The organism is Vibrio sp. SCSIO 43136, from assembly GCF_023716565.1.
Classification (GTDB): Bacteria; Pseudomonadota; Gammaproteobacteria; order Enterobacterales; family Vibrionaceae; genus Vibrio.
In genome coordinates, this window is sequence record NZ_CP071848.1 from 2,764,343 (window position 1) to 2,777,176 (window position 12,834).

Here is a 12,834-nt window from a genome sequence, read left to right on the forward strand (position 1 = left end):
AACTAACGGTCTCCTTTTAGCAGGCGTTCAATCAGGGTAAAACTTAGGATACTAAGGCTAAACAGCAGTAGTGACACGACTGCTGCAGCTTCCATCTGGTAGCTGCCTAGCAGTTGGAATAGGTAGAGCGGTAAAGTTTGCAGATCTTGGCTGCCAAACAGGGCAATGGCGCTCAGATCGCCCATCGACAACATAAATGCAAGTGCCAAAGCATGGCAGATCGGCCTTCGTAGCGCACGCCACTCTATCACTCGAATATGATTAACACCTCGAATCCCTAAACTTGCCGCAAGGTATTGGTACTGTTGCAATAAATGCAACATAGGTTGAGAGAGCGTTTTTATCACGTAGGGCAATGCCATTAGAGCGTTGACAATAATTACCACCCAGTGACCAATCTCACTGACATCAACATGCTCTCTTAGCAGCAAAAACAGTCCGGTGCTCACCACTAGCCCCGGTGTGACCAAGATAATGGTGCTGCTTAGCTCCAACTTATCTGCAAAGCCGTTCTTCCCTCTAACTCGATGGGCCCGACTGGTTAGAAGCACTAAAAAACCGCACACTAAGGCGAGCACGCTAGCACTGACGGCAATACTCAATGAGGTCGAAAAAGCTTGCCAAAAACGGGGCTGAGCCAAAACGTCAAAAACCTTACTGTTGAGACCAGCCAACACCACAGAAACCAACGGGGGTACGACGACCAAGATAGCTACGGCTATCCAGCCCCAGTTCCAAACACTTTGAGCAAAACTCGGCTTAGATATTGGGCGTATAGTGCCACCACTACTGCTAGCTAAAGGGGCTGCTAGTTTTTGAACACCAAGCGCAATCGCAGCGCACAGCCCCATTTGCCATAACGCTAACATTGCCCCGGCTTGCAGGTCGAAGTCATATTTAATTGCTTGGAAAATCGCGAGCTCAATCGTGGTGGACTTAGGCCCTCCACCGAGCGCCATCACGGTAGCAAAACTGGTAAAACAGAGCATAAACACCAGCCCCGCAACATGTGGCAATTGCTGTCGCATTCTTGGCCACTCAACAAAGCGAAACTTTTGCCAACTGTTCATACCAAGATGAGCCGCCAACTTGTGTTGCTCAGCAGGAATCGTTTCTAGGGCTTGCAGCAATAATCTCGAAGCATAAGGCAGATTAAAAAACACGTGCGCCAGCAAAATTCCATTCAAACCATAGATAGAATATGACCAGCCAAAATATCGGTTGAGCAACCCACTATTACCGTAGATAGCCAGTAAGCCAAACACGCCCACCAACACTGGCAACACTAAAGTCGATGAAAAAAGCTTGAGCAGTAACCCTTTGCCTCGAAAATGCACTCTTGATAAGGCATGCGCCACAGGGATGGCAAAACCAACGCTGAGTAGCATCGAAAGTGTGGCTTGATAAAAACTGAACTGGGTGACGTGCCAGTAATAGGGATCGCTCACTACCTGCATCGGATTAAGCGACGGAGCATAGCTAAGCAGAGATGATAATGCCCCTCCCACCAGCAGCAGGATAAGCAGAGAAACGAAATAGCCTGCTTTAGGGATGGGGTTCACTGATCGTGGTTTCCAAGAAAAAGACCATGCAATAGGCATGGTCAAATAGTTAAGTTTCGAGGTGCGAGCTTGATTGTACAAGCCACACCTCAACCGATTAATTTACCAACGCACTTTGCCACTCACGTACCCAGCGTTTGCGCTCGGTGGCGACTTCTTCTGCCGTAAAGCTCAGTGGCGTTTTTGGCAAATCCAGCTGATAGAAATCTGCTGGAAGCTCAACCGTAGTCACTGGATACATCCAGTTGCCTGTTGGCATCGCATTTTGGAATCCGTCACTTAAAATGAACTGCATAAATTGCTCAGAAAGCTCTGGTTGTTTGCTGGCTTTCACCTTAGCCGCAACCTCGACTTGCATGTAGTGGCCTTCTTTAAAGGTGGCCGCAGCGTAGTCAAAATCACCTTCAGCAATCATGTGATAAGCCGGTGAGGTAGTGTAAGACAGCACCATATCAGACTCACCTTTTAAGAACATAGAGTAAGCTTCACTCCAGCCCTTAGTGACTGTCACTGTCTTAGCAGCAAGTTGCTGCCATGCTGCAGAAACGTCGTCACCGTATACGTGCTTCATCCATAACATCAAACCTTGGCCCGGTGTAGAGGTACGAGGATCTTGGTAAATCACCTTAAGATCGTCTCGCTCTTCAACTAACTCTTTCAAGCTTGTTGGTGGGTTGGTCAATTTTTTGCTGTTGTAGACAAACGCAAAATAGCCGTAGTCATACGGAACGAATGTCTTGTCATTCCATGCTTGAGGCAGAACCAGTTTACTGGTGTCAACTTGGTGCTCAGTAAGCAGCCCCGTTTGCTTTGCTTCAGCAACCAGGTTGTTATCTAGTCCTAAGATCACGTCAGCCTTAGTATTTTTACCTTCCAAACGCAGACGGTTAAGAATCGATACACCGTCATCTAGTGCGACTAAATCAAGCTGACAGCCACATTGAGCTTCAAAAGCCTGTTTAACTTTCGGGCCCGGGCCCCAGTCAGCAGCAAATGAGTCGTAGGTATATACCGTTAGTGTGGGTGTAGCTGCCATGGCAGCCGAAGTGAACATGGTAGTCAACGCTACCGCAGTCAGTGTTTTTTTCACTGCTCGCTCCTATCCTTTGCGTTAGGTGAGCGGCACAGGGTTGAGAGATGATCACTCAATTCCTACGCCAGCATTATCTGGTTCAGGTCGATGGGTATTTTCTCAGCCGCTACACGCAGCACCCCAATGAGTTCTTAATTCCGATTTAAGAATGTCACATTGTAATCTTTTATTAACCTATCAGCCACATCAATTATTGACGTTGATCATAGCCCCAGCGCCCGACCAAACCTTGTTCAATGCCTAGGTGGTCCAGTATGCGCGCCACCATAAAGTCGATCAAATCATCGATAGACTGAGGCTGATGATAGAAGCCAGGGGCGGCTGGCATGATGGTTACGCCCATCTGCGATAGCTTGTGCATATTTTCAAGATGCAGAGTTGAAAATGGGGTTTCGCGAACCACTAAGATCAGCTGGCCACGTTCTTTCATAACCACATCTGCGGCGCGCTCTATTAGATTGTCCGACATGCCATGTGCAATAGCGGCAACACTGCCTGCGCTACACGGACAGACTATCATTTGCTTGGGTGCAGCCGAGCCTGATGCCACTGGAGAAAACCAATCTTCTTTTCCACACACCACGAGTTTGTCTGGATCACAGCTAAGATGCTCCACGAGGACCTGCTTTGCTGCGTCGGGTCCGCTGGGCAATTTAAGTCCGTGCTCAGTTGCGAGCACGACTCGAGCTGCAGATGAGATCAGTAGAAACACTTGATAATCTGCAGCAATCAAACTTTGCAACAACTTGATTCCGTAAGGAGCCCCAGAGGCTCCAGTCCATGCCAAGGTGATGGCTTTATCTGCTCGTTTCATAACTCTATTTTAGTTGGTTGCTAGCGCATCGAGCAGCTTTTGATGAATACCACCAAATCCGCCGTTGCTCATCACTAGAATGTTGTCACCCGGTTTGGTCGCTGTGACAATTTTCTGCACCAGCTGGTCAATATCATCGCTCGTTTGAGCGGGCTGCTGGCACTGCTGTGCAACATCTGTCACCTGCCAACCGATGTCTGGCTGGAATAAAAACACTTGGTCAGCGCTTGCCAATGAGTCTGCAATTTGATCTTTGTGAGTACCAATTTTCATCGTACTTGAACGAGGCTCAAATACCGCCAAAATTCGTTCACTGCCGACTTTATCCCGCAGTCCTTGCAACGTTAACTCGATAGCGGTTGGGTGATGGGCAAAGTCGTCATACACTTTGACCTGACCTTGTTCGCCTTTAAGCTCTAATCGACGCTTAGTGTTAATAAAGCGAGCCAATGCACCACAAGCTAACTCAGGCGTAACACCGACATGACGTGCCGCAGCAATCGCCATCAGTGCATTATTTACGTTGTGCTCACCAACAAGATCCCATTTAACTCGTCCAACCAGCGAATTTTCGAAATAAACATCAAAATCACTGCCGTCAGGATGGTGTTTTTTGGCTTGCCAGCCAGTTTCTACCCCTGATTGCTCGGTTTCAGACCAGCAACCTCGGTGTAAAACATCTTCAATTGCCGTATCTTGCGCAGGAAATAACAACTTACCGTTACCGGGTACTGTACGCACTAAGTGGTGAAATTGTCGCTTGATCGCTTCAAGATCGTCAAAGATGTCTGCATGATCGAACTCTAGGTTGTTGAGTACTAATGTGCGAGGGTGGTAGTGAACAAACTTAGAACGCTTGTCGAAAAAAGCACTGTCATACTCATCGGCTTCGACCACAAAGAACATGCTTTCGCCTAATCGCGCCGAAATACCAAAATTGCCTAAAACACCACCAACCAGAAAACCTGGTTGATAGCCGCAATCCTCTAAAATCCATGCCAACATGCTCGAGGTTGTCGTCTTGCCGTGAGTACCCGATACAGCCAATACCCAGCGGTCATGCAACAAATGATCTTGCAGCCATTGCGGGCCCGACGTATAGCGAATGTTGTGATTAAGCACATATTCTACACACGGATTTCCACGGCTCATTGCGTTGCCAACCACCACCAAATCTGGCTTGGGCTCCAATTGCACCGGATCGTACCCTTGTATGATCTCAATACCTTGCTCTTCAAGCATAGTACTCATGGGCGGGTAAACGTTTGCGTCACAACCTGTCACTCGATGACCTAACTGTCTTGCCAACATTGCCAGCCCACCCATGAATGTGCCACAAATTCCGAGAATATGAATATGCATAAATGCGATCCTTGTACTTACCAATTGTCATACAATTTGGTAGAAAAACACTCGCCAACGCCCTGAAGAGAATTGGCATAAATTTTAGCGAGAAAGATATAAACACCGGCGTAACAAGCCAGTTACTTCATTACCATTAAAAAGATCAGGGCGATAGAATATGAGAGTTGGCGAATAAGCCTCTTTAGAAGGTATGCCGACCTTAACTGATGTTTACTGACTGTTGCGATACCAAGTGCATCGCTAGAGCTCCGCCTATCTTGGCTTAGAGCCCTTCCCCATTCAAGTGAGTTACGTCAGAAATCCCCCAATATTGACTGCAAAGGATAAAAGATGTCAGATATTCGCACCCTCGGTGAATACATCGTCGAAAAACAAAATGACTTTCCCCATGCTAGCGGCGAGCTGTCTTCCCTGCTTGGTTCGATCAAACTTGCTGCAAAGATTGTAAACCGTGAGATCAACAAGGCAGGTTTGGTCGACATCATGGGCGCTGTGGGCTCTGATAACGTTCAAGGTGAAGCCCAGCAAAAACTTGACGTCTATGCCAACGACAAATTCAAAGCGGCATTGGAAGCTCGTGACCAAGTATGTGGTGTAGCAAGCGAAGAAGAAGACGAAGCGGTAGTGTTCAACAAAGAATTGAACAAAAACGCTAAGTACGTGGTGTTGATGGACCCACTCGATGGCTCATCTAACATCGACGTAAACGTGTCTGTCGGTACTATTTTCTCAATCTACCGCCGTGTATCGCCAATCGGCACCACACCTACTGAAGAAGATTTTCTTCAACCGGGCAACAAGCAGGTAGCAGCAGGCTACATCATCTATGGTTCATCAACCATGCTGGTGTACACCACGGGTAAAGGCGTGCATGGCTTTACTTATGACCCATCACTTGGGGTGTTCTGCCTATCTCATGAGAACATGATGACCCCTGAAGATGGCCAGATTTACTCAATCAACGAAGGTAACTACATTCGTTTCCCGTCTGGGGTGAAAAAGTACATCAAGTACTGCCAGGAAAACGTGCCTGAAAAAGGTCGTCCATACACCTCTCGTTACATCGGATCTCTAGTTTCTGATTTCCACCGTAACCTGATCAAAGGCGGTATCTACCTTTACCCGAGCACACAAGCGCACCCAAATGGCAAGCTGCGCCTACTTTACGAGTGCAACCCAATCGCTTTCCTAGCTGAACAAGCGGGTGGTGAGGCCTCGGATGGTTTCCGTCGCATCCTAGACATTGAACCGACCGAACTGCACCAACGCGTTCCATTCTTCGTAGGTTCAAAGAACATGGTGAAAAAGGTGGAATCCTTTTTAGAGTTCTATCGCGATATGGACTAAAAGTGAAAACGGTCGCCTTGGCGGCCGTTTTTTTATCTCCAAAAGCGGCTACACTTTGTACAACCCGACTGAAAAGTAAAGCAAAGGAAAGCCAATGAGCCTCAAGCACATCCCTGCAGGGAAATCCCTCCCAGACGATATTTATGTCGTGATCGAAATTCCAGCCAACGCCGACCCTATTAAGTATGAAGTCGATAAAGACACTGGCGCCGTGTTCGTCGATCGATTTATGGCAGCGCCAATGTTCTACCCATGTAACTACGGCTATGTAAATGACACGCTTTCTCTTGATGGCGATCCGGTCGACGTACTCGTACCGACCCCATACCCACTGCTACCTGGGTCGGTGATCCGCTGTCGTCCTGTCGGCGTGCTGAAAATGAGTGATGAGTCAGGAGAAGATGCCAAGGTGTTTGCTGTTCCGCACAGCAAGTTAAGTAAAGAGTACGACCACATCCAAGATGTAGGTGATATTCCTGAGTTACTCAAAGCGCAGATCAATCAGTTTTTCGAGCGATACAAAGAACTTGAACCGGGAAAATGGGTCAAGGTTGAAGGCTGGGAAGACGTGCAAGCCGCACGGGAAGAGATTGAAAGTTCGTATAAGCGGGCGAACCCTTAGTGCTAGCATTAACCTAAGTTTGAAATACTCAAACACTTCAACAAACGGATAGGCTTGGCGATTTAACCCCCTCCAACTCCCCCTTGAAAAGGGGGAGAGCTAAAGCCCGCCTTCACCCTCAGAGTAATATATGGCTAAACAGCCTAAAATCGCTGGCACCAATCCCCAGAGTCGATACGTTCAGAGAGGGCATTTTTATCTTGGTATAGATAAATCCACGCTTCGCCATACGGCGTATCGATCTTCTCGCGACGATACTCATAAGGCACATCTTCTAAATGATCGAGGCGAACCAAAACCTCAGGAGAGATACGATAAATCTCACCATTCACCTCTTGCTGACCTTCAATCAGTCCAGGATAAGGGCCTAGGTCATACAAAGCATAACTTGGCGCAGTACGATGCTGCGCAACCAGTTCACAACCCTCTAAGAAATGGTGGTTGGGCTCGCCTTGGCGCAAGGTGCCATACACAAATACTAGATGTTCCATACCATCTCCTTAGTCAAATTCAAACTGGTAAAGTAAGTCTACCGCACTGGTTGTGCCTGATACTGCCTCTAAATAGAGGTCCTGCATCAAGCGATAACGTACGGTAAATTCACCCAATGAGTTAAATATGCCAACTCCATACTTAACCTGCAAGCCCGGTAGGATATACCCACTCACTGTCACTTGCGAGTCATCTCCGGAACCTGCGGTATCCAACTGCAGATCTTGCACACCAAATGCTTGGCCTATCTCCCCCACCACTCGTCCACTTTTGGCAAGGCTCAGACCAATCAAGGTGGTTGTCATCATGTTACCGCCCGTCTCTGCATCTATATCTTGGCCACGCAGTAAGTATGACAACGCATTCGCCTGTGGTAATGACGGGTCTGAGAAAATGGTCACTGTTGGCTCAGTCGCCGGGCCATCCACCCGAATACCCGCGGTCACATCATCACGAGTATTATCTGGGTTACGGATCGCCTCAATGGAGACATAAGGAAGATCCACCGGACCATTCATCAAAATCTTACCTTTATTGATCACCAAATCCTGACCAAAAGAGCGATAGGTACCGTCTTTGATGTTCACTTCACCAACAACGTAAGGCCCTTTGTCTTTTTGACTGACCTGAAGCTGGCCATTGAGCAAGCCTTCTAGACCAAATGCGGTTAACTTAAAGTCATCCCCGAGCAGTACTCTGATATTGGTTTCAATGTTCCAAGGCAGCTCTTTTTCATTTTGGATCACTTGATAATTGTCATCGAGCAACACTTCATCACTCGAGACACCAATGGCACTTTCCGGCAGCTCTTCTACTTCAATGCGAGCCCACGGCAAAGATATTTGACCATCAATTTTTGCCACCTCTGGGTTGGCTGAGATCGTCATATCTGGGATCACTTTCATTTGCACCATGGGTGGCAAATTGACGCTTAGCTCATCGGCAAAGATCCTTAGCTTGGTCTGCCACGCGTCTAATTGCGCCCAATTACCACTACCATCGAGCTTAAGCACGCCATCTGGTGTTTGAATATTTGCGGTTACGTCACCTTGATAGCCATCAAAGCGCACCACTAGCTCGCCTTCTTGCACATCAATCGGAGTGACATCACCGTTAACCACCATCTGATTAACTACCAACTGACCGAACACCTTAGGGTGAGCCACTGGCCCGGAGAGCTTTAGAGATGAGTCAATATTTGCATCGGCTTGACTAAACTCTCCTATCAGAGGCTTTAGCATGCCCAAATGGATCTGCTTAATATCTAACGCCGCATCGATACTATGCTGTTCTGACTGTACATTAGCTATCGATGCTTGACCACTGACAACGCCGTTATCAACGATATCGATATTCCAGCCAGTGCTCAGAACATCATCTTTGAGTTCTGCGCTAAGTCCGATCTCATTCCAGCCCAAGGTCAAAGGCGTATCAAGTTTTTGTACCACTTGGCCTTTGGGTAAATCGACATGAGCTTTGACTTGCGGTGGCTGATCAGGTGCCCACTTAGCCCATACGTTTGCATTCACTTCTCCACTAAGTTCTGTGGCTTTAGGCACGAACATGGCGATTTGGGAAAAATCGAACTGATTAAGAGCGTATTGCACTTCACCTGACTCACCGACCTCGACATCCTGCTCTAGACACAAGCTAGCGTTAGCTTGAGTCCAGCAGTGTGCTTTGAGGGCTAATCGGTTGGTTACACCATCAAAGCCAAGTCCGGTGGCACGGTCGAGCGTCCACACGCCTTGCTCAGTTTTCACTTTTGCAACCTCAAGTGCGCCTTGCCACTTCAGCGGCTCTTGCTCAAGCGATCCGCTCAGTAGTAAGTGGGTACTCACAATGTCTGACAGAACATTCAGATCTAGGCTGTGCTGGTCTTCATTGCCAGAGAAAGATAGTGCAACTAAGTCAATCGCTTGGCCTTCAATAAGAGATTGATTTACCACTAAGTCAATGTTACCTGTTGGTACAGGAAGTGGCTGTATTTCACCATTGAGCTTAAGCGATTCGACTTGCGCTAGCTGCTGATATTTAAGTTCATCAACCCCTAGATTCACTCTCACTTTTGGCTGCTTAAACTCACCTCGAATGGCGATTTCACCTTCAGCTTGACCTTGCAATTCCGGCAGCGACTTGGCGAACTCAGGTAAATGCAAAGAAACATCCAGCTGCCACTCTTTATCTAAGTGACCACTTACAAACACAGTGTTGGGGCCGTGCGCTAGGCTCAAGCTATCAGTGACTAGCTCTATCTCTCCAGATCCAGTTGGGTCCTGTGCTTGTATGTCCCCTTGCAACTTGAGCGGGTAGTTTCTTAGCTCTCCTTGCAAGGCCACCAACGGCAGGTTGACAAACCAGCCACCATTTTCAGTTAAGTGCCCATCGGTGGTCAGCGACCCACTAATGGAGCCTTCTGCTTGCGGCCATTGCAGCCCAGGCTGGATCTCTTCCAATTGCAGGTTGGCACGCCAGTTAACCTGCTCTTTCCAGCCAGCATAGAGTTCACCGAGTACTTTACCGCCCAGTGTTTCCAGTTTGACCAACTTGAGATCGATTTGGCCAAGATCGCCTTTACCTGCCAGACGCAGGTCCAAATTAGGAATATCTTTACCTTGGGCTGCCAAGTCGCCATCGATTTGGTAACCGTCTAAGCTGCCTTTGGCATTAAAACGCCCCACCTTGGCATGGTAATCGGCATCGCCAGTCAAAGGCCATTGCAACTTGACCTTAGATAAGCTGGCATCAAAAGGCAATTTAGGGTCGAGTGGGGATAACTCTCCTTTAAGCAGTGCCTCAACCACGCCACCTAACGAGGCATCCAGCCCAAGATTTTCTACACTGCCTGTCGCATCTAGCGCAAGCGTCTGTCCAGCTAAGTCTGTTTGCTTGAGTTTCGCACTCAAAGAAGCATCAAGAGGATACCCGTGGTTTAAGGTGATTTGGCCGTGTAGTTGGGCATCAAGCTCAGGAATATCTACTGCAAGCTTATCGATTTCAACATAGTGATCCGCAGCAAAGCCTTTCAATCCGGCGTAGTTCACCACCACTGGTGATTCGCCTTCTAGAACAAAGTCATGAATGTCGAGCTGCTCAATACGCGCATCGACTGGGATGAGTACTTCTGGCAGTTCAATGGCTGTAGCTGGTGCTGGCTCTTGCTCTGCTTCTGGAGCTTCACTCGCAGGCAGCGCCAGTCGGATTTTACGCCAAGTGGTTGGGGAGAGTGTCACCTCTCGTCCGCTCATGACAATGCCACTTTCAAACTGCTGCCAGTTTACTTGGGTACCCAAGATATTAAGAGCGATATCATTGAACTTAATGTTTTTAACTGTCACCGGAATCGGTAACACCACTTCGGTGACAGGTTCAGATTCAACCGCAGGTGTTTCACTTGGCGCTACGTCAGTTAATGCGAAATCCAGCCCAACAAGCGCCAGCTCATCGATGCAGATTTCCGGTGTCATCAAACATTGCAAATTAAGATTGAGCACGACTTGCTGAGCATCAAGCTCGATAAAAAGATCTGGGTCCTGAAAGCTAACTTGATGCAAAGACATCCCGGTCAGTAAAGCTCCATCAGCTTTCCCTATCGAAAGCTGTGGTAGCGCTTTTTGTCCCGCCCAAGTGATCACTTTTAAGCCAGGGTTGGTGAGCACTAACCCACCAATAAGCAGCAAAATGAGCAGTATTGTACTCGGTACGGCAATCGCAAAACGCACAAACCATTTAGCCCAACGACGACTCATAGCTCAGGCCCCAAAGTAAAGTGAATACGATAATCATCCAACTGCACCGTATCTCCCGGCCAAGCCACATCTAATCGGATCGGACCTACAGGTGATGCCCAACGGACACCAACACCTCGACCATATTGCCAATCTGGCGTGGTATTCCATGCGTCACCCGCATCAAAAAATGCTGCAACCCACCAATCTCCCACCAAGCGGTATTGATACTCAAGTGTACCCGTGGCCATGAATTTACCACCCGTCAGGCTGTCAGAGCTGTCTTTAGGGGAAATAGACTCATAGCCGTAACCACGCAGGTTATTGTCACCACCCGCAAAGAAGCGCAGCGACGGCGGTACTTTATCAAAATCATCAGTGTAGATGGCACCACCATCGAGTCTAGCGATACCGCGATGGTTTTGACCTAAACTGCGAATCCACGCCATGCCTGCTTGCGCACGCACGATCCCTGCATCGGAGCCTGCGTGCTTGTCAGAAGCTTCTAGGGTATAGACTTGCTTATCCCCCCAGTAAGGCATTGAGCCACCACGACTGCGGATGCGGGAGAAGGAGATACCCGGTAGCAACATTTTAGAGATATTACTGGTTTCACCTTGGGTGTAGTCTTCAAATAGATAACGGATGAACAAGGTGCGATGCCAGCCAGAATCTAGCTTCCAGTGTCTTTCAACCGCAATATTGTTCTCGAAGCTTTTTGTATCTTCTTTATTGGTGTTCTTCATACCGTATTGGATTTGGTAGTAATCGTCCAAGACATCTTCTAGGGGAATTTTATACCCCATGGTCACCTGCTGTTCAGGTTCTGAAATTGACAGGTTACTGGTAAAACTGTGGCCTCTGTCGTTAAGCCAAGGTTTGGTCCATTTTAAGGTACCTTTCACACCGATGTCGGTGGAATAGCCTAGGCCCGTTTCCACTTGGTTGGTCGAAGAAGGTGCAAGAATGATATTGATCGGCAGCTCGCGAGTAGAGCCCACTTCTGATAGGTCTGGTTCCACATGCACCGACGAGAACCAATCCGTGTTGGAGAGCTTTTGGTTAAGTTCACCGACTTGTTTAGCCTGATAGTCATCACTTTGCTTAAAAGGCACCAAGGATTCGACTCGGTCTTGACGGATTTGACTGCCAGTGATGGTCACTTCACCAAATTGGTAGCGAATACCGCTATCGTAGATGACGTCAACGATAGCTTCATTTTTTGACGGCACCACTTTGAGTGCGGTTTCAACAAACTCGCCCTCAAAATACCCCTTTTGCAGCGCTAAGTTTCTTAAATTCGACTTCAGCGCATCGTACTGGCTGTGGTTAAGTGTGGCGCCTTTCTTTACTGGGGAGGAAGATACCACTTGTTCAAAATCTTCGTCACTTGCGGCCTCACCCATCAGTAAAATGTTGACTTGGCTAAGGCGAGTTACAGGGCCAGCATCAACGTTGACATTCAGTGCTGCAGGCTCTTCTTTCACTTCAAAATGGATCTTTGGGTTGTAATGCCCTAAGGCTTTGAGCGCTTTTTTAACGTTATCTTCCACCTGAGACTGGAAGCGTAGTGAAGTTGAATATTCTTCAGGGGAAATAGCCGCAAGATAGGCGTCTACATTGGCTTGCAGTTCACTATTTAACCCTTTCACGGTTAGATCTACATTAGCATACGCCCCAGGAAGGAAGCACAACAAGGCTAGAGATAAACATTGGCGTAAGTTGAGATTTAACATATTTGAGCTTGTGTGTTACAACGAGGGATATCAGTTTACAAAAATGTACCACAGTGAACGACGAAAAGAGTGTTT

9 protein-coding genes and 1 riboswitch are annotated in these 12,834 nt (G+C 47.9%); of the genes, 2 read left to right on the forward strand and 7 right to left on the reverse strand.

Annotated features, from left to right (window positions below):
• Window positions 1-2 precede the first annotated feature (2 nt).
• The 4 genes from thiP to mpl form a co-directional block, all read right to left on the reverse strand.
• Entirely contained in the window at window positions 3-1,562 is a 1,560-nt protein-coding gene (gene thiP, locus J4N39_RS12960) for a thiamine/thiamine pyrophosphate ABC transporter permease ThiP (RefSeq protein ID WP_252020143.1), read from the reverse strand.
• 97 nt (window positions 1,563-1,659) lie between these two features.
• On the reverse strand, window positions 1,660-2,652 hold the full coding sequence (gene thiB / locus J4N39_RS12965) for a thiamine ABC transporter substrate binding subunit (protein ID WP_252020155.1): 993 nt from the start codon (window positions 2,650-2,652) through the stop codon (window positions 1,660-1,662).
• Between the two features lie 42 nt (window positions 2,653-2,694).
• Window positions 2,695-2,788, reverse strand: a riboswitch (TPP riboswitch).
• 57 nt (window positions 2,789-2,845) lie between these two features.
• Window positions 2,846-3,469: a flavin prenyltransferase UbiX gene (locus tag J4N39_RS12970; RefSeq protein WP_252020157.1), complete on the reverse strand. Its 624-nt coding sequence runs from the start codon at window positions 3,467-3,469 to the stop codon at window positions 2,846-2,848.
• A gap of 9 nt (window positions 3,470-3,478) precedes the next feature.
• Window positions 3,479-4,831, reverse strand: a complete 1,353-nt coding sequence (mpl, locus tag J4N39_RS12975) for a UDP-N-acetylmuramate:L-alanyl-gamma-D-glutamyl-meso-diaminopimelate ligase (protein WP_252020160.1) — start codon at window positions 4,829-4,831, stop codon at window positions 3,479-3,481.
• 333 nt (window positions 4,832-5,164) lie between these two features.
• On the opposite strand from mpl, the gene fbp reads away from it, so the two are divergent.
• Together fbp and ppa are read left to right on the forward strand one after the other, a co-directional pair.
• Window positions 5,165-6,181 carry a class 1 fructose-bisphosphatase gene (fbp, locus tag J4N39_RS12980; protein WP_252020162.1) on the forward strand — a complete coding sequence of 339 codons (1,017 nt, stop codon included), beginning with the start codon at window positions 5,165-5,167 and terminating at the stop codon, window positions 6,179-6,181.
• Window positions 6,182-6,275: 94 nt separating this feature from the next.
• Window positions 6,276-6,803 carry an inorganic diphosphatase gene (ppa, locus tag J4N39_RS12985; RefSeq protein ID WP_252020164.1) on the forward strand — a complete coding sequence of 176 codons (528 nt, stop codon included), beginning with the start codon at window positions 6,276-6,278 and terminating at the stop codon, window positions 6,801-6,803.
• A gap of 143 nt (window positions 6,804-6,946) precedes the next feature.
• On the opposite strand, the gene J4N39_RS12990 is transcribed toward ppa, so the two are convergent.
• Genes J4N39_RS12990 through tamA form a run of 3 tightly spaced genes read right to left on the reverse strand, consistent with a single transcriptional unit; the run spans window position 6,947 to window position 12,759 of the window.
• Window positions 6,947-7,294 carry a gamma-glutamylcyclotransferase family protein gene (locus J4N39_RS12990; RefSeq protein ID WP_252020166.1) on the reverse strand — a complete coding sequence of 116 codons (348 nt, stop codon included), beginning with the start codon at window positions 7,292-7,294 and terminating at the stop codon, window positions 6,947-6,949.
• A 9-nt stretch (window positions 7,295-7,303) separates the two neighbouring features.
• Window positions 7,304-11,044, reverse strand: coding sequence for an autotransporter assembly complex protein TamB (tamB, locus tag J4N39_RS12995; RefSeq protein ID WP_252020168.1), 3,741 nt, complete (start codon window positions 11,042-11,044; stop codon window positions 7,304-7,306).
• Window positions 11,041-12,759 (reverse strand): autotransporter assembly complex protein TamA, encoded by a 1,719-nt coding sequence (gene tamA, locus J4N39_RS13000; protein WP_252020170.1) that lies wholly within the window; start codon window positions 12,757-12,759, stop codon window positions 11,041-11,043. Before tamA ends, tamB begins: the two co-directional genes overlap by 4 nt.
• Window positions 12,760-12,834 lie beyond the last annotated feature (75 nt).